General features: G+C 64.7%; 19 protein-coding genes and 1 tRNA gene. 10 read left to right on the top strand and 10 right to left on the bottom strand.

The window, feature by feature from the left end:
• Entirely contained in the window at positions 1-2,409 is a 2,409-nt protein-coding gene (gene pheT, locus K289_RS0102975) for a phenylalanine--tRNA ligase subunit beta (RefSeq protein WP_027550110.1), read from the bottom strand.
• Positions 2,406-3,488, bottom strand: coding sequence for a phenylalanine--tRNA ligase subunit alpha (gene pheS, locus K289_RS0102970; RefSeq protein WP_027550109.1), 1,083 nt, complete (start codon positions 3,486-3,488; stop codon positions 2,406-2,408). The genes pheT and pheS overlap by 4 nt, the downstream gene beginning before the upstream one ends.
• A 151-nt stretch (positions 3,489-3,639) precedes the next feature.
• Between pheS and K289_RS0102965 the strand changes: the two genes are divergently transcribed.
• Positions 3,640-4,053: a hypothetical protein gene (locus tag K289_RS0102965; RefSeq protein ID WP_027550108.1), complete on the top strand. Its 414-nt coding sequence runs from the start codon at positions 3,640-3,642 to the stop codon at positions 4,051-4,053.
• A gap of 14 nt (positions 4,054-4,067) precedes the next feature.
• Here K289_RS0102965 and rplT read toward each other — a convergent pair whose 3' ends face one another.
• A complete protein-coding gene (gene rplT / locus K289_RS0102960) occupies positions 4,068-4,427 on the bottom strand; it encodes a 50S ribosomal protein L20 (RefSeq protein ID WP_027550107.1) in 360 nt (119 codons plus the stop codon).
• Positions 4,428-4,506: 79 nt separating this feature from the next.
• Positions 4,507-4,707: a 50S ribosomal protein L35 gene (gene rpmI, locus K289_RS0102955; protein WP_008539890.1), complete on the bottom strand. Its 201-nt coding sequence runs from the start codon at positions 4,705-4,707 to the stop codon at positions 4,507-4,509.
• A 274-nt stretch (positions 4,708-4,981) separates the two neighbouring features.
• Between rpmI and K289_RS0102950 the strand changes: the two genes are divergently transcribed.
• Positions 4,982-5,386: a hypothetical protein gene (locus tag K289_RS0102950; RefSeq protein ID WP_027550106.1), complete on the top strand. Its 405-nt coding sequence runs from the start codon at positions 4,982-4,984 to the stop codon at positions 5,384-5,386.
• A 280-nt stretch (positions 5,387-5,666) separates the two neighbouring features.
• On the opposite strand, the gene infC is transcribed toward K289_RS0102950, so the two are convergent.
• Positions 5,667-6,206 (bottom strand): translation initiation factor IF-3, encoded by a 540-nt coding sequence (gene infC, locus K289_RS0102945; RefSeq protein WP_084788534.1) that lies wholly within the window; start codon positions 6,204-6,206, stop codon positions 5,667-5,669.
• A gap of 251 nt (positions 6,207-6,457) precedes the next feature.
• Between infC and K289_RS0102940 the strand changes: the two genes are divergently transcribed.
• The gene (locus tag K289_RS0102940; RefSeq protein ID WP_027550104.1) at positions 6,458-7,249 is read left to right on the top strand and encodes a carboxylesterase; all 792 of its coding nucleotides are present in this window, start codon (positions 6,458-6,460) and stop codon (positions 7,247-7,249) included.
• Between the two features lie 153 nt (positions 7,250-7,402).
• A complete protein-coding gene (locus K289_RS0102935; RefSeq protein ID WP_027550103.1) occupies positions 7,403-7,870 on the top strand; it encodes a nuclear transport factor 2 family protein in 468 nt (155 codons plus the stop codon).
• A gap of 132 nt (positions 7,871-8,002) precedes the next feature.
• On the opposite strand, the gene K289_RS0102930 is transcribed toward K289_RS0102935, so the two are convergent.
• The 3 genes from K289_RS0102930 to K289_RS0102920 all read right to left on the bottom strand — a co-directional run bounded on the left by K289_RS0102930 (position 8,003) and on the right by K289_RS0102920 (position 11,001).
• Positions 8,003-8,800, bottom strand: a complete 798-nt coding sequence (locus K289_RS0102930) for an acyl-CoA thioesterase domain-containing protein (RefSeq protein ID WP_027550102.1) — start codon at positions 8,798-8,800, stop codon at positions 8,003-8,005.
• Between the two features lie 378 nt (positions 8,801-9,178).
• Positions 9,179-10,360 carry a tRNA epoxyqueuosine(34) reductase QueG gene (gene queG, locus K289_RS0102925; protein WP_027550101.1) on the bottom strand — a complete coding sequence of 394 codons (1,182 nt, stop codon included), beginning with the start codon at positions 10,358-10,360 and terminating at the stop codon, positions 9,179-9,181.
• Positions 10,309-11,001 carry a glutathione S-transferase family protein gene (locus K289_RS0102920; RefSeq protein WP_027550100.1) on the bottom strand — a complete coding sequence of 231 codons (693 nt, stop codon included), beginning with the start codon at positions 10,999-11,001 and terminating at the stop codon, positions 10,309-10,311. The genes queG and K289_RS0102920 overlap by 52 nt, the downstream gene beginning before the upstream one ends.
• A 168-nt stretch (positions 11,002-11,169) precedes the next feature.
• On the opposite strand from K289_RS0102920, the gene K289_RS0102915 reads away from it, so the two are divergent.
• The 3 genes from K289_RS0102915 to K289_RS0102905 all read left to right on the top strand — a co-directional run bounded on the left by K289_RS0102915 (position 11,170) and on the right by K289_RS0102905 (position 14,150).
• A complete protein-coding gene (locus K289_RS0102915) occupies positions 11,170-11,976 on the top strand; it encodes an undecaprenyl-diphosphate phosphatase (protein WP_027550099.1) in 807 nt (268 codons plus the stop codon).
• Between the two features lie 99 nt (positions 11,977-12,075).
• Entirely contained in the window at positions 12,076-13,413 is a 1,338-nt protein-coding gene (locus K289_RS0102910; protein WP_027550098.1) for an FAD-binding oxidoreductase, read from the top strand.
• Positions 13,410-14,150, top strand: a complete 741-nt coding sequence (locus K289_RS0102905; RefSeq protein ID WP_027550097.1) for an SDR family oxidoreductase — start codon at positions 13,410-13,412, stop codon at positions 14,148-14,150. Before K289_RS0102910 ends, K289_RS0102905 begins: the two co-directional genes overlap by 4 nt.
• Positions 14,151-14,333: 183 nt before the next feature.
• Here K289_RS0102905 and K289_RS0102900 read toward each other — a convergent pair whose 3' ends face one another.
• Positions 14,334-15,299: a complex I NDUFA9 subunit family protein gene (locus K289_RS0102900; protein WP_027550096.1), complete on the bottom strand. Its 966-nt coding sequence runs from the start codon at positions 15,297-15,299 to the stop codon at positions 14,334-14,336.
• 140 nt (positions 15,300-15,439) lie between these two features.
• Between K289_RS0102900 and K289_RS0102895 the strand changes: the two genes are divergently transcribed.
• Positions 15,440-15,526, top strand: a tRNA-Leu gene (locus K289_RS0102895).
• 119 nt (positions 15,527-15,645) lie between these two features.
• Here the strand turns inward: K289_RS0102895 and K289_RS0102890 are convergent.
• Positions 15,646-16,917: an MFS transporter gene (locus tag K289_RS0102890; RefSeq protein WP_027550095.1), complete on the bottom strand. Its 1,272-nt coding sequence runs from the start codon at positions 16,915-16,917 to the stop codon at positions 15,646-15,648.
• A 342-nt stretch (positions 16,918-17,259) separates the two neighbouring features.
• Between K289_RS0102890 and K289_RS0102885 the strand changes: the two genes are divergently transcribed.
• Both K289_RS0102885 and K289_RS0102880 read left to right on the top strand, forming a co-directional pair.
• Complete coding sequence (locus K289_RS0102885) at positions 17,260-18,585, top strand: UbiA family prenyltransferase (protein WP_027550094.1); 1,326 nt, start codon at positions 17,260-17,262, stop codon at positions 18,583-18,585.
• Between the two features lie 118 nt (positions 18,586-18,703).
• A complete protein-coding gene (locus K289_RS0102880; protein ID WP_027550093.1) occupies positions 18,704-19,318 on the top strand; it encodes a ribonuclease D in 615 nt (204 codons plus the stop codon).
• The last annotated feature ends 177 nt before the right edge of the window (positions 19,319-19,495 follow it).

Genomic DNA, 19,495 nt, shown 5'->3' with positions numbered 1-19,495 from the left:
TCATCCCCGAAGCGTGCCGCCGGTCTTCTTCGTCACTTCCGCCACGATCTTCGCGGCGACTGCCTCGATCTCCTGGTCGGTCAGGGTCTTCTCGCGGGGCTGGATCGTCACCGCGATCGCGATCGACTTCTTGCCGTCCTCGATGCCCTTGCCTTCATAGACGTCGAACACGTTGACGCCGGTGATCAGCTTCTTGTCGACGCCCTGCGCGGTGCGCACGATGTCGCCGGCCTTGATGCCGCGATCGACGATGAAGGCGAAATCGCGCGAGACCGGCTGGAATGCCGACAGCTCGATCGCGGGCTTGGCGCGGGTCGGCTTCTTCTTCGCCTCGGGGATCCGGTCGAGGATGACCTCGAACGCCATCACCGGGCCGTCGGCGCCGAGCGCTTCGAGCGCGCGCGGGTGCATCTCGCCGAAATAGCCGAGCACGTTCTGCGGACCCATCTGGATCGTGCCGGAGCGTCCGGGGTGCAGCCACGCCGCACCGCCGGGCACGATCTGCAGCGCCTGCATCGGCGCGCCGGCCGCCGCCAGCACCGCCAGCGCATCGGCCTTGGCGTCGAACACGTCAGCCTGCGCCGAGCCCGACCAATCCCGGCCAAGGCCTTCCGATGAGGCAAAGCCGCGGCGAACGCCGCTCGCCGCCATGAACTGGTCCTGCGGACGATCGCCCTTGAAGACCTGGCCGACCTCGAACAGCGCGACATCGCCAAAGCCGCGATCGGCATTGGCCTGTGCTGCCGCGATCAGGCCCGCCAACAGGCTCGGCCGCATGTCGGAGAGGTCGGCCGCGATCGGGTTGGCGACCTCGAGCTCGCGCTGGCCGCCGCCGAACAGCTCGGCCGCCGGCTTGGTGATGAACGACCAGGTCACGGCTTCGACCATGCCGCGGCCAGCGAGCGCGCGCCTGGCGCGTCGCGTGCGGAGCTGCAGCGGGGTCAGCACGGGTTTGCGCGCGTCCTCGCCGCGATCGAACGGCGTTTCCGGCACCTTGTCGACGCCGAAGATGCGGACGATCTCCTCGACGATGTCGGCCTTGCCGTGCACGTCAGAGCGCCAGGACGGAACCGCGACCTTCACCAGCGGGCCCGCGCCGGCCATCATGAAGCCGAGATGGTTGAGGATGCGCTTCATCTCGACCTGCGGCACCTCGATGCCGGACAGCCGCTTCACCTCGGTGGTCGGGAATTCGATCACGCGGTCGTCGCCAAAAGCCTTGCCGACCACGACCGTCTCCGACGGCGCGCCGCCGCACATCTCCATCACGAGCTTCGTGGCGAGCTCCAGTCCCGGCACCATGAAGGCCGGATCGACGCCGCGCTCGAACCGGTAGCGCGCGTCCGAATTGATGCCGAGCTTGCGGCCGGTCTGGGCGATGTTGATCTCGTTCCACAGCGCCGATTCGATCAGCACGTCGGTGGTGTTCTCGTCGCAGCCTGACGCTTCGCCGCCCATGATGCCCGCAAGCGATTCGACACCGTGGTCGTCCGCAATGACGCAGATGGCGGGATCGAGATTGTAGGTGCGGCCGTCGAGCGCGCGCAGCGTCTCGCCCTCGCGGGCGCGGCGCACGACGAGATTGCCCCTGACCTTTTTGGCGTCGAACACATGCAGCGGTCGCGCGCGGTCGAAGGTCATGAAGTTGGTGATGTCGACCAGCGCGTTGATCGGACGAAGCCCGATCGCGGTCAGCCGCTTCTGCAGCCATTCCGGCGATTGCACGTTCTTCACGCCGCGCACGAGGCGGAGCGCGAAGCCCGGGCACAGCGTGGCGTCCTCGACCGTGACCTTCACGGGACAGGGGAATTCGCCCTTCACGGCCTTGATGGTCGGGTCCTTGAACTTGCCCATGTCGGCGGCGGCGAGGTCGCGCGCGATGCCGTGCACGCCGGAGCAGTCCTGGCGGTTAGGCGTCAGGTTGATCTCGATCACGGGATCGCCGAGACCGGCCCATTCGGCATAGCCTGCGCCGATCGGAGCATCGGCCGGCAATTCCATGATGCCGTCATGGTCGTTCGAGATCTGCAGCTCGGCCGCCGAGCACAGCATGCCGCGGCTCTCGACGCCGCGGATGGTGCCGACGCCGAGCGTGATGTCCTTGCCGGGAATGTAGGTGCCGGGCGGCGAGAACACGCTGACGAGCCCGGTGCGCGCATTCGGTGCGCCGCACACGACCTGCACGGGCGCAGCGCCGCCTCCGGTATCGACCATGCAGACGCGCAGGCGGTCAGCGTTCGGATGCTGCTCGGCGGAGATCACCTTTGCGATGGTGAAGGGTTTCAGCGCCTTCGCCTTGTCCTCGATGTTCTCGACCTCGAGCCCGATCATGGTGAGCTTGTCGGCCAGCCTGTCCAGCGGCTCGTCGGTCTCGAGATGATCCTTCAGCCAGGAGAGGGTGAATTTCACGAGCTCAGCCCTCCCGCGAGCGTTGGCACTTCGAGCGGCTTGAAGCCGTAATGGGACAGCCAGCGGACATCGCTGTCGAAGAGCTGGCGCAGGTCGCTCATGCCGTATTTCAGCATGGCGATGCGGTCGATGCCCATGCCCCAGGCAAAGCCCTGGTACTCGTCGGGATCGATGCCGCAGGCGCGCAGCACGTTCGGATGAACCATGCCGCAGCCCAAAATCTCGAGCCAATCCTCGCCCTCGCCGAAGCGGATCTCGCCCTTGTCGCGGCGGCACTGGATGTCGACTTCCAGCGACGGCTCCGTGAACGGGAAGAACGAGGGACGGAAGCGCATGTTGATGTGGTCGACCTCGAAGAACGCCTTGCAGAACTCGTGCAGGATCCATTTGAGGTGGCCGAGATGCGAGCTCTTGTCGATGACGAGGCCTTCGACCTGGTGGAATTGCGGCGTGTGGGTCGCGTCCGAATCGATGCGATAGGTGCGGCCCGGGCAGATCACGCGGATCGGCGGCTTCTGGCTCAGCATGGTACGCACCTGCACCGGCGAGGTGTGGGTCCGCAGCAGCATGCGCGAGCCGTCCTCCTTCGGATGGAAGAAGAAGGTGTCGTGCATCTCGCGCGCGGGATGGCCTTCCGGGAAGTTCAGCTTGGTGAAGTTGTAGTCGTCGGTCTCGATGTCCGGACCTTCGGCGACCGAGAATCCCATGTCGGCGAAGATCGTCGTCAGCTCGTCCCAGACCTGGCTGAGCGGATGGATGCGGCCGGCCTCGGCCGGTGCATCGCGCAAGGGGAGGGTGACGTCGATGGTCTCGGAAGCGAGCCGCGCATCGAGCGCCACCGACTTCAGGACATCACGCCGCGCGGCCAGCGCCTGCGTGACCTTGTCCTTGGCCTGGTTGATCGCGGCGCCCTGCGTTTTGCGCTCGTCGGGCGACATCTTGCCGAGCGTGGCGAGCAGCGCGGAGATCGAGCCCTTCTTGCCGAGGGCAGCGACGCGCACCGCCTCGAGGGCGGCTTCGTCGCCGGAGGCTGCGATCTGGTCGAGGATGGATGTTTCGAGCGTTGCGAGGTCAGACACAGTCAAATCCCTGCTGCCAAAATTCGGCTGGGTTGTCGCCGCCCGAAGGCCGTAACGTCAAGCAAAAAGCCGGTCATTTCGGGCTTACGACCGGCTGGGTTGAACCTCGCGCATCGGCTAGGCACCAAGGGGGATACAAGGAGATGACGCGATGTTCTTGAGATCCTGTCTGGCCGCCCTGGCCGTCGCTCTGTCGGTCGCCGGGATGCCGGCGCGCGCCATGGTTTGCATGGAGAAGTCCATGACGCCGGACGAGGTCGTCGACACCATCAACACGCAAAGCGGCTGCGAGAGCGCGATGAAGGTGTTTCAGGATTGCCAGTTGACCGCGAGCGGCGACGTCGATCTTGGCGCCGCTGTCGAGAAGAAATGCGAGGCGGATTTCATGCCCGGCCTCAACGGCGCGCAGAAACACGCCTACCAGCGCGAGATGCGTGTCTGCGACGGAAAGTACCGGAACAAGTCCGGCACCATGTATCTCTCGTTCGCAGCGTTCTGCCGGGCGGAGGTCGCCCAGCGTTACTCGCAACGGGCGCTGAAGGCTGCGGGCCCCAAGACCCGCTAACGCTAGCGCAGGCTTCAGGCCGCCAGCGCAGCCTTGGCCTTCTCGGCGATCGCCTGGAACGCAGCCGGCTCGCGGATCGCGAGATCCGACAGCACCTTGCGGTCGACGGTGATGCCCGACTTGGCGAGGCCGTCGATAAATCGGCTGTAGGTCAGGCCGAAGGGACGGACGGCGGCGTTGAGGCGCTGGATCCAAAGCGCGCGGAAGGTGCGCTTGCGACGCTTGCGGTCACGGAAGGCATATTGCTGGGCCTTCTCCACGGCCGGCTTGGCGGCGCGGATCGTGTTCTTGCGGCGGCCGTAGAAACCCTTGGCGGCCTTGTAGACTTTCTTGTGCTTGGCGTGGGCGGTCACACCGCGTTTGACGCGAGACATGACAAAAATCCTTCAGAGATGACTTCGGTTTTGGATCGCCGCGCGAAACGCGGCTCGGCTGATGTGATCGTGGACGCGATCAGGCGTTCGGCAAGAAGTACTTCTTGACGTTGTCGCCGTCGGTCTTGAACAGCACGCGGGTGCCGCGGAGCTGACGGATCTGCTTCTTCGTCCGCTTGATCATGCCGTGACGCTTGCCGCGCTGGGCGTGCATCACTTTGCCGGTGGCAGTCACCTTGAAGCGCTTTTTAGCGCCCGATTTGGTCTTCAGCTTGGGCATTTGGCTCTCCTATGGCCACAATAGAAATCCGCCCGCGAAGGCGGCTGGCCGTCAAAAATGCTCGTTAGAGCGTTGATTGTGCTCAGGTTTTTGCACTTTGGCAGGAAACCCGCACGGACATCGCCACGGCAGCCCTTAAATCAGCCGGGCGATGAAGGCTGGGCTTATGACAGAGCGGAAGCCAAATGGCAACGATGAACCGGCGGAACCTGCCCGCCGACTATCTTGGGTTGCCACCCTCATTTCCACGCCTTCTCGCCGAAGCAGGACCAAAATGGCCCATTTCCCGCAATCGCTTTCATTTTTGTCAGCCCTGACCCGCCCGCGCCATCTGGCGCTGTTTGCCGCGCTCGCCGCGGCCGTACCGCTGTCGGCCGCCGACGCCCGTGTGGGCGGCTATGACGGGGTCTGGAACGTCACTTTTGCCACCACCCGCGGCAATTGCAGCTCGGGCTACAGCGTTCCCTTCACGGTGACCGGCAACCGGGTGTCGTCCGCCGGTGGCGGCCGGGTGTCCGGCAAGGTCAATCGCGCCGGCGCCGTCGCGGTTCAGGTGTCGGTCGGCGCGTCCCACGCCAGTGGCGGCGGCCGCCTCGCCGGCATGAACGGCGCCGGCTCGTGGAACGGCATCATCTCCGGCGACCATTGCAGCGGCACCTGGCAGGCGACGCGGACTTAGGCGCCCAGTGCTCGATGCGCTCCCTCCCCCGCCTGCGGGGGAGGGCTGGGTGTCTCCGCAAGCGGGAACCTCCAAGAGGAGAAAACCCTCACCCGCGCCTTCGGCATAGCCGAGGCTTTGCCTCGGCGTCTCCTAAGAGGACGGCCGCCGAAGGCGGCCTTGGCTCTCCCGCAAGCGGGAGAGGTGCAGCGGAGCTTCCGGCTTGCGCATTCGACAAAACAAAAACGGCCCGCCGGATGTCCGGACGGGCCGTTGAACTCTCGGCTTCAAGAAGCTGCCGTCAGCGTGGCGCCAGCACCATGACGACCTGGCGACCCTCGAACCTGGCGTCCTGCTCGACCTTGGCGAGCTCGGCGACGTCGCTCTTGATCTTGTCGAGCAGCTTGGTGCCGATCTCCTGGTGCGCCATTTCGCGGCCACGGTAGCGCAGCGTGATCTTGACCTTGTCGCCCTCTTCGAAGAACCGCTGCATCGCGCGCATCTTCACGTCGTAGTCGTGATCGTCGATCATCGGGCGGAGCTTGATCTCCTTGATCTCGACGGTCTTCTGCCGCTTGCGGGCTTCGGCGGCTTTCTTCTGGGCGGAATACTTGTACTTCCCGTAGTCCATGATCTTGCAGACGGGAGGGCTGGTATTCGGCGAAATCTCGACCAGATCCATGCCAGCTTCCTGGGCCATCCGGATGGCCACGACGGTCTCGACCGTGCCTTTGTTGTCACCGGTCTGATCGATCAGCTGGATCTGCGCATTGCGAATATCATCATTGATGCGCGGCCCGTCTTTGGCGGCAGGGGCCGGGGCTCTATTGGGACGACGAATGGGTGGTTCTCCAAAGTTGTGAAGGAAGCGGCTATTTTGAAGGAAGATGCGTTTGCCGGCAAGCAAGTCGCTCGTGCCAGAAGCGAAAAACCCTCAAATGCGAGGCATTTTGGTCACGCCCATCGGCACGCTGCTCGACATAGACACCTTGCTTCTGTTCCGCAAGCGTCCCAAAGGTCAATGTCGGCATGGGGCCCGCGTTGCGGGACGCGCCCGAACAGCTCAAACCGCACAACCAGAGTAAACGTTCCATGACCGCTGCGATTTCCGATGCGCCGAGCTTCATCGAAGTGGGGGAGGGCCCGTCCGCACGCAAGATCGCGGTGCGCAGGCGCGCCGGGCAAGGTCCCGGGCTGCTCTGGCTCGGCGGTTTCAAGTCGGACATGCAGGGCACCAAGGCCGTGGCGCTGGACGATTGGGCCAAAGACCGCGGCCGCGCCTCGGTGCGGTTCGATTATTCCGGCCACGGCGAATCCAGCGGCGATTTCGCCGATGGAACCATCGGGCGCTGGCTCGAGGAAAGCGTGGCGGTGTTCGAGCAGTTCTGCGAGGGCCCGCAAGTTCTGATCGGCTCGTCGATGGGCGGCTGGATGGCGCTGCTGCTCGCGCGCGAGATCAGGAAGCGGCAAGGGAAAACCAAGGCATCGCTCGCGGGTCTGGTGCTGATCGCGCCGGCGCCCGATTTCACCGAGGAACTGATGTGGAAGAATTTTTCACCCCAGGTGAAGAAAGAGATCGAGACCAAGGGTCTCTGGCTCAGGCCGTCGGAATATGGCGATGGCTCGCCCTATCCGATCACGCGGAACCTGATCGAGGAGGGGCGCAACCACCTCGTGCTCGGCAGCGCCATCGATCTCGGTTGCCCGGTTCGCATCCTGCAAGGCGCGAAGGATCCGGATGTGCCGTGGCAGCATGCGTTTGCGTTGACGCATCGCCTGCCGGCCGACGACGTCGTGCTGACCATGATCCAGGACGGCGATCACCGCCTGTCCCGTCCGCAGGACATCGCGCGCATCCTTGCCGCGGTAGCGGAGTTCGGATGAAGTCCTGCCCAGAATTCGATGTCATCGTCCGCGAAAGCGGACGATCCAGTATTCCAGAGGCGGTGACGAATACGGAGAAGCCGCGGCGTACTGGATGCCCCGGTCAAGTGTTCAAGCCGGGGCATGACAGGAAAGGGTGAGGAGACACCGCCGATGACCATCACCGCCATGCTGCGCGCCTTCTGCGACGCGGTCGAGCAGCGCAACGGCAACGCCTTTGCCGAACTGTTCACCGAGGACGGCGTCTATCACGACGTGTTCTATGGCACTTTCGCGGGCCGCGAGAAAATCGCCGGGATGATCGACGACTGGTTCTACCGCACGGCCAGCGATTTTCGCTGGGACATGCACGATCCGGTGTCGGACGGCACCACGCTCTATGCCCGCTACACCTTCAGCTATCGCTCGACCTTGCCGGAAGCCGGCGGCGCGCGGGCGATGTTCGAGGGTGTTGCGATCATGACGCTGCGCGACGGCAGGATCGCCAGCTATCACGAGGTCGCCAATACGGCGCCCGCGTTCGTGGATCTGAAGTTCGCGCCGGAGCGCATCGCCAGGATCCTCGCCAGGCAGGGCGCGGAGCTGAAGGCGCGGCCGGAGATGCAGCGGCATTTGGTGTAGCTCTCTTCACTCCGTCATTCCGGGGCGCGCCGATAGGCGCGAGCCCGGAATCCATTCACCCGCAAACTTTGAAGCCCGATGGATTCCGGGTTCGCGCTGCGCGCGCCCCGGAATGACGACGAAAGGTGAAACCTACGGCGGCGGAGGCTTCGCCATCGGCTTGCGCTGTGCCAGCGCGGCGACGGTCGCCGTGCCGATCGGGCCCTGTTCGTCATAGAGCCAGCATTCGCCGATCGCGACGCCGTCGGTGGCGTGATGGTTCACCACCTCGAAGCCGATCCATCGCGTCACCGGCAGGCGGTGCAGATAGATGGTCACGTCGCTGTTGATGTAGCCGAGCCCCTTGTCGCCGGCATTGGCAAAGGGGCTGGCGAAGTCGGCGCCGGTCGCGACATGAACGAACGGCGTCATCGCGACGCCCGCCACCAGCTCGCGCACCTCGCTCATCCAGAGCCGGCGCGGACCGAGCGAACCCATATGGCCGACGATCGGCCGCGTCGTCCATTTGCCGTTCATGCCGAGCCGCGGATCGGTCGGCGGCGGAATGTCGGCGGGCTTAGGCGCGTCCCAGTTCGGCGGCGACCAGACATTGCCGTCCGGATTTTGCGTCCGCCGCAAGAGCTGGCAGGAGGCGCGCGCCATGCTGACGCCGCCGGAGAAGAATTCCGCCTCGACCACACGGATGCGCAGGCCATCGCGCACGAGGCGCGTCGTCACTTGAATCGGCTTGTCGATGGTTGGCAGGCGAAACATGTCGACGGTGAGTCGCGCCGGCACGAAGTCCGGGCCCGAATGACGCTCCTCGATGGCGAAGCTGAGCAGGCCGACGATGACGCGTCCGTGCAGCGATTTCGGATCCCAGGGGCCGTTGGCGACTTCCGTCGGATGGAATGTGTCGCCGTCACGGGTGAAGAAAGGCATGTTTGTCATGATGCGCGACCTTGAAGCATCGCGCGGGGAAATCAAGGTGTCCGACCCTCATGGTGAGGAGCGCGGAACGCGCGTCTCGAACCATGCAGGCCCCGCTGCGGCAACTCGGCCTCCATCCTTCGAGACGCGCGCAAGCGCGCTCCTCAGGATGAGGGGCAGGAGCGGTGTACTCCTCATTCTTCGCTGTCATCACCCGCCTTGTGCGCAATTGCGCACTGGAGCGGGTGATCCAGTATTCCAGAGGCGGTGAGTGATGCGGAGAAGTCGCGGCGTAGTGGATGCCCCGCCTGCCGCCTACGCTAAAGCTTCGGCGGCCCTACACTGCAAGCCCCGGCGAAGCCTTGGCGTAGCCGGGTCGCGGGACATGACAGTGGAGTGTTAGGAGGCGGCTTGCCATTCCTCGCGCACGCTTGCGTCATTCTCGTTGGCAATCGCATTCGTCTCGATCGTCGCAAACTCCTCTCGCGACAGCAACTGCCGCAGCGCCCACACCGCAGCTCCGCGCACCAGCGGGCTTGCATCATCGAGCAAGCGCAGCGCCTCCTCCGCCAGCGCCGCATCACCGGAGTTGCCGATCGCGATCAGCACGTTGCGCAGGAAGCGGTCGCGGCCGATGCGCTTCACCGGCGACTTCGTGAACAGCGCGCGAAACGCCGCGTCGTCGAGACGCGCAAGTTCGGCAAGACTTGGCGCACGCAGCTCGTCGCGCGCCGCGAGCTTGGCTTCGCGACCCTCTTGCGCAAACTTGTTCCAGGGGCAGGCGGCGAGACAATCGTCGCAGCCATAGATGCGGTTGCCGATGGCTTTGCGAAACTCGCGCGGAATCGGTCCCTTGTTCTCGATGGTGAGGTACGAGATGCAGCGCCGCGCATCGAGCTTGTAGGGCGCGGGAAACGCCGCGGTCGGGCAGATGTCGAGACACGCGTGGCAGGAGCCGCAATGATCGATCTCAGCCTCGTCCTGTGGCAGCTCGAGCGTCGTATAGATCGCGCCAAGGAACAGCCACGAGCCGAATTCGCGCGAGACGAGATTGGTGTGCTTGCCCTGCCAGCCGAGATGCGCCGCCTGCGCCAGGGGTTTTTCCATCACCGCCGCGGTGTCGACAAATACCTTCACCTCGGACGGCGCGGTTGCAACCAGCCACCGCGCCAGCGCCTTTAGCCGCTTCTTGATGATGTCGTGATAGTCGTCGCCCTGTGCATAGACCGAGATCGCCGCGCGCGTGCGCTCCTCAAGGATCGCCAGCGGATCCTGGTCGGGGCCGTAATTGACGCCGAGCATGATCACGCTGCGCACATCCTGCCACAGCCCGCGCGGATCGACCCGGCGCTCCGGTTGCGCGGCGAGCCAGTCCATGTCGCCATGGCCGCCCGAGGCGATGAATTCGAGAAAGTATTTTCCGGCGTTCTCGATCGCGCCCGGCGCGGTGATGCCGATGCAGTCGAAGCCGAGCGCTCGCGCCTCGCGCGCAAGCGCCGTCTTCAGTTCAGACAGATCAGAGGCAGAGTTCAGAAATCCAGATCCACATAGGTCCGCGACGCCGGCACGCCGGCCAGCCATTCGCTCAGCAGCGGACGGAACGACGGGCGGGATTTCACCCGCGCGTACCACGCCTTTGCTGCGTCGTCCTCGCTCCATGGCACGTCGCCCAGATAGTCGATCGCCGAAAGATGCGCCGCGGCGGCGAGATCCGCGTAGGTCAGCCGGTCGCCGGCGAGGAAATTGCGCGTCTGCGCCAGCCAGCCGATATAGGCCAGATGATAGCGCACATTGGCCTTGGCGGCGCGCATCACGTCGGCCGAGGGTGGGCCGCCGCCATTCTCCTCGCTCATGAAGCGCTTGTAGATGCGCTCGGTCACCAGCGGGTGCGAGACCTCCTCGAAGAATTTCTCGTTGAACCAGGCCATCAGTCGGCGCACCTCGACGCGCTCGGAGATCGTGTCCGGCATCAGCCGCTTGGCGCCCATCCCCTGGCCATAGGCCTCGTCGAGATATTCGGCGATGATGGCCGCGCCCGGAATCGGCGGCTCCTTCTCATCCACCAGCACAGGCGTTGTGCCCGCTGCGTTGAGCAGCAGAAATGCCTCGCGCCGTTCCCAGCTGCGTTCCTCGGTCAGCCGAAGTTCAAGCCCGTATTCGCCCACGATCAGGCGAATGAAGCGCGAATGCGGACAGAACGGATGATGAAACAGCGTAAACATGCAGCCTGTGACTATTTGATGGTGCTTAAGAATCCATCAATGTTTGTTCGCCGCCACACTAGTCCTTCAAAACCGCGAGACAACCCGTGATTTGGCATTTAGCGATTGCGGCAGCGGGACGAATAGGCGAGAAGAGCCCCGCTTTTCCAGCCGAAATGGACCGTAAATATGTCAGACGCAATACGGGCAGTGATCCTCGGCATCATCGAGGGCGTGACTGAGTTCCTCCCTGTTTCCTCGACGGGTCACCTCCTGCTCGCGGAGCGCTTCTTCGGCCTTGGCGAAGGCGCCTTCTGGGATTCGTTTACGGTTCTGATCCAGCTCGGTGCGATCCTCGCGATCGTCGGGCTGTACTTCAGGAAGCTGTGGGATGTCGCGATCGGCATGTTCACCGGCGATGCCTATGCACGCCGTTTCGTGATCGGCGTGCTGGTCGCGTTCCTGCCCGCGGTCATCGTCGGCCTTCTCGCCGGCAAATACATCAAGAGCGTGCTGTTCAATCCGTGGGTGGTCTGCTTCACGCTGATCGTCGGCGGGGCCATTCTGCTGTGGGTCGACCGGCTCGATCTCAAGCCGCGCGAGCATGATGCCACCAAATTTCCGCTGCTGACGTATCTCTATATCGGCATCGCGCAGTGCGTGGCGATGATCCCCGGCGTGTCGCGCTCCGGCGCCAGCATTGTCGCCGCCATGCTGCTCGGCGCGGACAAGCGCGCCGCGGCCGAGTTTTCGTTCTTCCTCGCGATCCCCACCATGATCGGCGCGTTCGCCTACGACTTCTACAAGAACCGGTCCGAGATGACGATGGACCATATGGGCATTGTCGCGATCGGCTTTGTGGTGTCGTTCATCACCGCGATCATCGTGGTGAAGACGTTCCTCGAATACGTCACCCGCCACGGCTTCGTGGTTTTCGCCTGGTGGCGCGTGATCGTCGGGACGGTCGGCCTGATCGCGCTGGCGCTGGGGCGGTAATCCGCAAAAGTCGCATCCAGACCTCAACGTAAAATAAGCATTTGATTGGTAGGCAGTTTCCAAGGCCGGGCGGCGCGCGCCCGGCAAAGGAGCTGAATGATGACCCTCGTCAGTGGCTGGGGGCGCTTCCCGGTCGTCGATACCGATGTCCTGCGGCCGCGGTCGTTTGAGGCGGTCGGTGAGGCCGTCGCCGGCGCAGCCGGCACTGTGGCCAGGGGTAACGGCCGCGCCTATGGCGACGCTGGAATCGGGGCTAGCCAGCCCATCACGATGACGGGTTTCGACCGGGTCAGGTCGTTCGATCGGGCGACCGGGCGCATTCGCCTGGAAGCCGGCGTGCTGCTGTCGGACCTGATCGATACCTTTGGCCCGCACGGCTTCCTTCCTTTCGTCGTCCCGGGCACGCGGTTCGTATCAATCGGCGGCGCCATCGCCGCCGACGTCCACGGCAAGAACCATCATTGCGAGGGCGGCTTCGGCCGCTATGTCGACAGCATTCTGCTGCGCACGGGAGAGGGCGAAACCATCGAGGCTTCGCGCGAGCAGAACTCCGACGCCTTCTTCGCGACCATCGGCGGCATGGGCCTGACCGGGGTCATCCTGGAAGCGACCATGCGGCTCCGGCCGGTCGAGACCGGCTGGATCCGCGAGCGGGTGGTCTCGACATCCGATCTGGACGCGGCGATGCGCGAGCTCGATGCCGGCGATTCCGCGACCTATTCGGTGGCGTGGATCGACTGCGTGGCGCGTGGCCGAGAGCTCGGCCGCTCGCTGATCTATCTCGGCGAGCACGCTGGCAGAGGCGAGCTTCCCGACGGTGCCTATGCATTTCCGGTTGGCAAGGATTCCGGGCTCGCCGTGCCCGTTGACCTGCCGTCCTTCACGCTGAACCGTTACAGCGTCCGCGCCTTCAACGAGCTCTATTATCGCATGGGCGTAAGGCGCGCCGGCGCGAGCCACATTGTCTCGCTCTTCCCCTACTTCTTTCCGCTCGACAGCATCACTGACTGGAACCGAATTTATGGCCGCCGCGGCTTCCTGCAGCATCAATGCGTGATTCCGGAGCACGGCGCGCGCGACGTGCTCGGCGACATTCTCGATCGTGTCACCAGGCGCGGCGACGCCTCGTTCCTCGCGGTGCTGAAGAAGCTCGGCCAGGGCGACGGCATCCTGTCCTTTCCGATGCCTGGCTACACGCTGGCGCTGGATTTCCCGATGAAGGGCGACATCTTGAACTTCCTCGACGAGATCGACCGCCTGGTCGTCGCCGCCGGCGGCCGGCTTTATCTCGCAAAAGACGCGCGCCAGTCGCGCGCAACTTTTGAGGCCGGCTATCCGGCCTTGCAACGCTTCAAGGCGATCCGCAAATCGCTCGATCCCGCCGGAAAAATCCGATCAAAGCTCTCGCAGCGTCTGTTTGATGAGGTGCAGCCGTGACATCGCGCAAGTCCGTTCTGGTGCTGGGTGGCTCCTCCGACATCGGGCGCGCCACCGCGCGCGCCTTCGCCAAGGCCGGATACGACGTGCAGCTCGCCGGGCGCGACGTCGCCGTGCTCGAGCCTGACGCCGCCGACCTGCGCGCGCGCTACAATGCCGGGGTCACCCTCTGGAAGTTCGATGTGCTGGACACCGCGTCGTTCGAAACCTTCGCCGGCGGCCTTCCGGCGCTGCCGGATGTCGTCGTCTCGATCGTCGGCTTGCTGGGCACGCAGGAGAATGCGCAGAGCGATCTCGATCACGCCACGACGATCATGCGCTCGAACTACGAAGGGCCTGCGTTGATCCTCGGCCTGTTCGCGGAAAAGTTCCTGGCGCGTGGCAACGGCACGATCGTTGGCGTGTCATCCGTTGCCGGCGACCGCGGCCGCGCCTCGAACTATGTCTACGGCTCCGCCAAGGCGGGATTTTCGGCGTTCCTGTCGGGCCTGCGCGCCCGCGCCAGCCGTGGCGGCGTGCACGTCGTCACCGTCAAGCCCGGCTTCGTCCGCACCAGGATGACCGAGGGCATGAAGCTGATCGGGCCGCTGACCGTCGAGGCACCGGTGGTCGGCGACGCCATCCTCAACGCCGTGCAGCGCCGGACCGACGTCGTCTATGTCAGCAACAAATGGCGCCTCGTGATGCTCATCATCAAGGCGCTGCCGGAAGCGATCTTCAAGAAGCTGAAGTTCTGATGTCGGAAGGAATTGCACTGCGGCTGCGGCGGTAGCGCGCTCCCTCGCCCCGTCCTTACGGGGAGAGGGTTGGGGTGAGGGGCCTCTCTCCACGCTTGAGACTGCTGAGAGACCTGTACCCCCTCACCCGGATTGCTTCGCAATCCGACCTCTCCCGCAAGCGGGGCGAGGTGAAGGTCGCCTCTACACGATCATGCGCTGGAACTGCCCGGCAGCGCGGAAGCGCCAGAGATATTGCGGGGCGATCGCCTCGAGCGAATCGGGCGCAATCCCGAGGCCTTCCAGCGTCAGGCCGGCGGCCTTGGCCGCATCCGACACGATGTTGTCGCGCTCGAGCAGCGTGACCTGGTCCGGCGTCAGCTTGAACGCGCCGGGCGCGAATTGCAGGAAGTTGGCCTGGAAGCGGGCGAGCCCAAACGACAGCGGGAACAGCATCCGCTTGCGGTCGGTGATGGCCAAAATGGTCTCGATGATTTCGCGCATCGTCAGCACTTCCGGCCCGCCGAGCTCGTAAGTGGCGCCCTTCTTAGCCTTGCCATCGACCGCATCCGCAATCGCGGTCGCGACGTCGCCGACATAGACCGGCTGCATCCGGGTCTCGCCGCCGATCAGCGGCAGCACCGGCGACATCCGTGCCAGCGCCGCAAAGCGGTTGGTGAACTGGTCTTCCGGGCCGAAGATCACCGAGGGGCGGAAGATCGTGGCCGACGGCACCGCTGATAGCACCGCCTTCTCGCCGGCGGCCTTGGCCCGGGCGTAGCGCGAGGGCGATTCTTCGTCGGCGCCGATCGCCGAGACATGCACCATCTCTGCGCCGGCAGCGGCCGCCGCCTTGGCGACCGTCTCGGCGCCCTTGGCCTGGACGGCATCGAAGGTCTGCCCGCCGCCCTCGGTGAGGATGCCGACGAGGTTGATCGCGACATGCGAATCACGCAGCGCAGCCTCGACCGAGGCGGGGTAGCGCAAATTCGCCTGCACGGTGTGGACCTGCCCGACCCGGCCGAGCGGCTGGAGGAAGCCGGCCAGTTCCGGCCGCCGGACCGCGACCCGGACCCGGTAGTCGCGCTTGCACAGCGCGCGGACGACGCTGCGGCCCAAAAACCCCGATCCGCCGAAAACCGTGACGAGCGTGTCCAGATTCGTAGCCATGGCGGTCCATTCCTGCGGGAAGAGTGCGTCTTGAGGAGGCTTGTATCGGGCCGGTTTGCGATGCGCAATCCGCATCCCTACTCATGATTTGACAAGCGCGTCACCGATCCGTAGTAACCGCCCCCGTGCCCCACAGGCATGCCCAGGTGGCGGAATTGGTAGACGCGCTGGCTTCAGGTGCCAGTGGCTTAACGGCCGTGAAGGTTCGAGTCCTTTCCTGGGCACCATTTTGCGGAATTTCGGCGCAAAATGGGGCTGCTTCCGATCAGTGGAGGTAGCCGGGCGACGATCCAAGCATCGCCGTCGCGACGACCCCCCTATCGCGCCAAATCGGCCACGTTCGCCCTCAGACCACCCGCCTGCCGGCCCGGTTCGCGACCGATTTCTGCACGAAGTACATCGCAAACAGCGAGACGATCGACGTCGCGACGACGATGTATCCGAGCCGGTCGAAATGGAGCAGCGAACCATCCGGCTCTTGCGCGATGATCCCTGCGGCGAGCACCGAGCCGAGCCCGCCGGAGAGCTGCTGCAATGAGGCGCTGACCGCGCTGAACGAGCCGCGCTGGCTGGGATCGGGGATCGCCGACATCAGGGCCTGCGACGGGATCATGCGTGAGAAGATGCCGACGAACATCAGGACGTTGACGAGGATCGCGGTCGCGAGCGAGACGTGGCCGAGATGGGTGTAGATCAGCACCATGATCACCGACACCACGCTGCCGAAGACGAAGGTCGGATATTTGCCGAACGCGTCGCTCGCCCTGCCAACGAGCGGCCCGGTGACGATGCTGAACAGGCCGGAGACGAGATAGATGGTCGGCAAATGCTGGATGTCGATGCCGATATTGTTCACGGTGAAGGCGCTGGAGAACGGCATGAGCATGTAGCCGCCTGTTGCCAGCAGCGTCGTGACCGCGAAGGCCAGCGTGTAGCGCGGCTGTCCGACGGTCGCGATCAAATGGTGGAAGGGGTTCTTGTCCTGCTTCAGCCGCAGATGCGCGTCGACCGGCTCCATGGCGAAGGCGATGATGACGATCGCTGCGATCGACAGTGCGACGATCGCAACGAAGCAGACATGCCAGTTCCAGTGATTGGCGAGAAACAGCCCGGCCGGAATGCCGAGCACCTGGCTCGCGGCGAACGCGGTCTGGACGAAGCCCATCACGCGGCCGCGCAGGTGTAGCGGGAACAGGTCGGTGACGATCGCCAGCACGATGGAGCCGATCACGCCGCCGAACAATCCGGTCACGATCCTGCCGAGCAGCAGCACATGGTAGCTCTGCGCGGCGGCGCAGAGCAGGGTTCCGAGCGTGAAGCCGACATAGAAGAACAGCAGCAGGCGCTTGCGATCGAAGCGATCGGCGAAGCCCGCGGCCAGGATCCCCGAGGCTCCCGCACTGAACGCGTAGGCCGAAACCGCGACGCCGAATTGCGCGGCCGTGATGTTGAGCGAGGGCATCAGGATGGCGCCGAGCGGCGACATGATGATGAAATCGAGAATGATCGTGAACTGCGTGAACGCGAGCAGCGCGATGAGGAGCGACTGGTAGCGCGAAAAGCCGCGTTGGCGTTCCTGTTGATCGTCGATCGGCGCTGCGAGCGTCTGTTCGGTCATGGCACTTGATCATGATGAAAGAGGAAGGGGGGCGAGAAGCTCGCCACAGATAGGGTGGACCGGGCGGATTTCCACGATGCCGCATGCACAAGTTGCGCTGGTATATGGAGCTCGCGCTGGATTGTGGGATCCATGCAACAGCCCGGCGGCCAAAGATCCGTTAAACGGTCCGAATTCGCAGGTTTTTTTGTGCCGATTGTCGTCGGCATCCCCCGGCTGCGGCTTAACCCTCTCCGACCAAATTAAGCCGCCCTTAGCGAATGATCCCCTAGGGTCTGACCGTCCATTTCCCTGCTCCCCGGCTTTGGGCCGGTCATGTCGCGGTCAGTAGAGCGTTTTCGAATGGAGCAGCCTGTCTGGCAGTACGAATCCGGCACGGCGGAGCCGTCGGCGGCCCCGGCGCCTGCGCGCACCCTTGTCGTCGATCTCGAAGGCGCCCTGCTACGCTCGGAGCTGGCCTATGAGGCGTTCTTTGCCGATGTCGGTGGGGCGTTCGCCCGCCTGCGCGCGAAGGGAGCGCTGAGCCCGGCAGCGGTTGGGGACGTGCTTTCGCAGACAGAGATCGACTACGCCCATCTGCCCTATGACGCCGATGTGCTGAACCGGGCCTTGGCGGCCCGGGCGCGGGGTGAAAAAATCTATCTCGCCGCTGGCCGCTTCGCTCGTCATGCGGCGGGGATCGCCGCGCATCTCGGCTTCGATGGCGTCGTTGCGCCGGCTGATCTCGCTGCCGGTGCCGTGCCGTTCGATCGCGCCGCGATCGAGCGCATCAATGACCGCGGCACCAGCCGTCGTGCCAGCTTCCAGACCTGGGCGAAGGCGCTGCGTGTCTACCAATACGCCAAGAACACGCTGGTGTTCGTGCCGGCCATCACCGCACATCAGATGCACTTCGCAACGCTCGGCTATGCGCTGCTGGCGTTTCTGGCGTTCTCGGCCTGCGCGTCCGGCGCCTATCTGATGAACGACCTGCTCGATCTCGCAGCCGACCGGCAGCATCCGACCAAGCGCCATCGCGCGCTCGCTGCGGGCGAGTTGCCGATCTCCTCCGCGCTGCTCGCGATCCCCGCGCTCTGGGGCTTCGCGGTCGCGGCCAGCCTCTGCATCTCCCCCCTCTTCCTTGGTGTGCTCGGCGCCTATCTCGCCACCACGATCGCCTATTCGCTGGTGCTCAAGCGCAAGATGCTGGTCGACGTCGTGACGCTCGCCGGCCTCTACACGCTGCGCATCATCGCTGGCGCGGTTGGCGTCGGCGTCGTGCTGTCGGAATGGCTGTTGATCTTCTCGTTATTCGTGTTCACCTCGCTGGCGCTGATCAAGCGTTTCAGCGAGCTCAGCATGCGCCAGGGCGCAGGGCTCGCCGATCCCTCCAATCGCGACTACAGGATTACCGATCTGCACGTCATCGCCGCCATGGCGGCTGCGAGCGCCATGAACGCGGTGACGGTGTTTTCGCTTTACGTGTCGTCATCGGCGGTGACGCCGCTGTACAGCCGTCCCTGGATGCTGTGGCTGCTCAACCCGCTGCTGCTGTACTGGTTCGGCCGCGCCTTGATGATGGCGCACCGCCGCGAGATGCCGGATGATCCCATCATCTACACCTTCCGCGATGGCGCGAGCCGCATTACCGTGGCGGCGATGATCTGCATCATGCTGGCGGCGATCTGACGGCGCCTGCCGGGGAACAGCCGGCGCTTGCGCGACCCGCCTGCAGTGGATACATCGCGGGCAGCCCGATTAAGCCCATTGTGCCGACGCACCGACTAGACTGAGGTTTTGAAACGCCATGACCGTACGCCTGCATCGCGGCGACTTGCCCGATCTGTCCCGCTACACCGGAGCGGTGGCGATCGACACCGAGACGATGGGGCTGAACCCGCATCGCGACCGGCTCTGCGTGGTGCAGCTCTCGCCCGGGGACGGCAGCGCCGACGTGGTGCAGATCCCGAAGGGGCACACCGATGCGCCGAACCTCAAGGCGCTGCTCGCCAATCCCGCGATCACCAAGATTTTTCATTACGCGCGCTTCGATATCGCCGTTCTGTACCAGGCCTTCGGCGTGATGGCAGAGCCGCTCTACTGCACCAAGATCGCCTCCCGCCTGACGCGCACCTATACCGACCGCCACGGCCTCAAGGACCTCGTGCGCGAGGTGCTCAATGTCGACCTCTCCAAGCAGCAGCAATCCAGCGACTGGGGTTCCGACAGCCTGACCGAGCCGCAGCTCGCTTACGCCGCCTCCGATGTGCTGCATCTGCATGGCTTGCGCGAGCGGCTCGATGCCATGCTGGTGCGGGAGGGCCGCACGGCGCTGGCCCAGGCCTGCTTCGACTTCCTGCCGACGCGCGCCCGGCTCGACCTCCAGGGCTGGGAGGCCGAGGACATTTTCGCGCATTCCTGAAGGCCCCGGCCGGCTGCCAAAGAGGGGTCTTAAGCAGGCCTGCGCCCCGTTTCGGACACAGTCGTAACGGCCTGTCGCAGGCTGCATATTCCGGCGCCGCCGGGTACAATGGGGCGTCCTCGATTGGAGCCTTTGACTGGACAGGCCTGGACTGGACAAGGCTAGCGACGCCCCGGA

Origin of the sequence: Bradyrhizobium sp. Cp5.3 (assembly GCF_000426265.1) — a bacterium.
Taxonomy (GTDB): Bacteria; Pseudomonadota; Alphaproteobacteria; order Rhizobiales; family Xanthobacteraceae; genus Bradyrhizobium; species Bradyrhizobium neotropicale.
Note: the sequence above shows the minus strand (reverse complement) of the source record. Positions and strands in the feature narration are given on the sequence as shown.

Coding starts and splice junctions, on each gene's coding strand:
- K289_RS0102965 (WP_027550108.1), top strand. CDS start 3,640: ATGTTCTTGAGATCCTGTCTGGCCGCCCTGGCCGTCGCTCTGTCGGTC.
- rplT (WP_027550107.1), bottom strand. CDS start 4,427: ATGTCTCGCGTCAAACGCGGTGTGACCGCCCACGCCAAGCACAAGAAA.
- rpmI (WP_008539890.1), bottom strand. CDS start 4,707: ATGCCCAAGCTGAAGACCAAATCGGGCGCTAAAAAGCGCTTCAAGGTG.
- K289_RS0102950 (WP_027550106.1), top strand. CDS start 4,982: ATGGCCCATTTCCCGCAATCGCTTTCATTTTTGTCAGCCCTGACCCGC.
- K289_RS0102940 (WP_027550104.1), top strand. CDS start 6,458: ATGACCGCTGCGATTTCCGATGCGCCGAGCTTCATCGAAGTGGGGGAG.
- K289_RS0102935 (WP_027550103.1), top strand. CDS start 7,403: ATGACCATCACCGCCATGCTGCGCGCCTTCTGCGACGCGGTCGAGCAG.
- K289_RS0102930 (WP_027550102.1), bottom strand. CDS start 8,800: ATGACAAACATGCCTTTCTTCACCCGTGACGGCGACACATTCCATCCG.
- queG (WP_027550101.1), bottom strand. CDS start 10,360: ATGGCTGGCCGGCGTGCCGGCGTCGCGGACCTATGTGGATCTGGATTT.
- K289_RS0102920 (WP_027550100.1), bottom strand. CDS start 11,001: ATGTTTACGCTGTTTCATCATCCGTTCTGTCCGCATTCGCGCTTCATT.
- K289_RS0102915 (WP_027550099.1), top strand. CDS start 11,170: ATGTCAGACGCAATACGGGCAGTGATCCTCGGCATCATCGAGGGCGTG.
- K289_RS0102910 (WP_027550098.1), top strand. CDS start 12,076: ATGACCCTCGTCAGTGGCTGGGGGCGCTTCCCGGTCGTCGATACCGAT.
- K289_RS0102900 (WP_027550096.1), bottom strand. CDS start 15,299: ATGGCTACGAATCTGGACACGCTCGTCACGGTTTTCGGCGGATCGGGG.
- K289_RS0102890 (WP_027550095.1), bottom strand. CDS start 16,917: ATGACCGAACAGACGCTCGCAGCGCCGATCGACGATCAACAGGAACGC.
- K289_RS0102885 (WP_027550094.1), top strand. CDS start 17,260: ATGGAGCAGCCTGTCTGGCAGTACGAATCCGGCACGGCGGAGCCGTCG.
- K289_RS0102880 (WP_027550093.1), top strand. CDS start 18,704: ATGACCGTACGCCTGCATCGCGGCGACTTGCCCGATCTGTCCCGCTAC.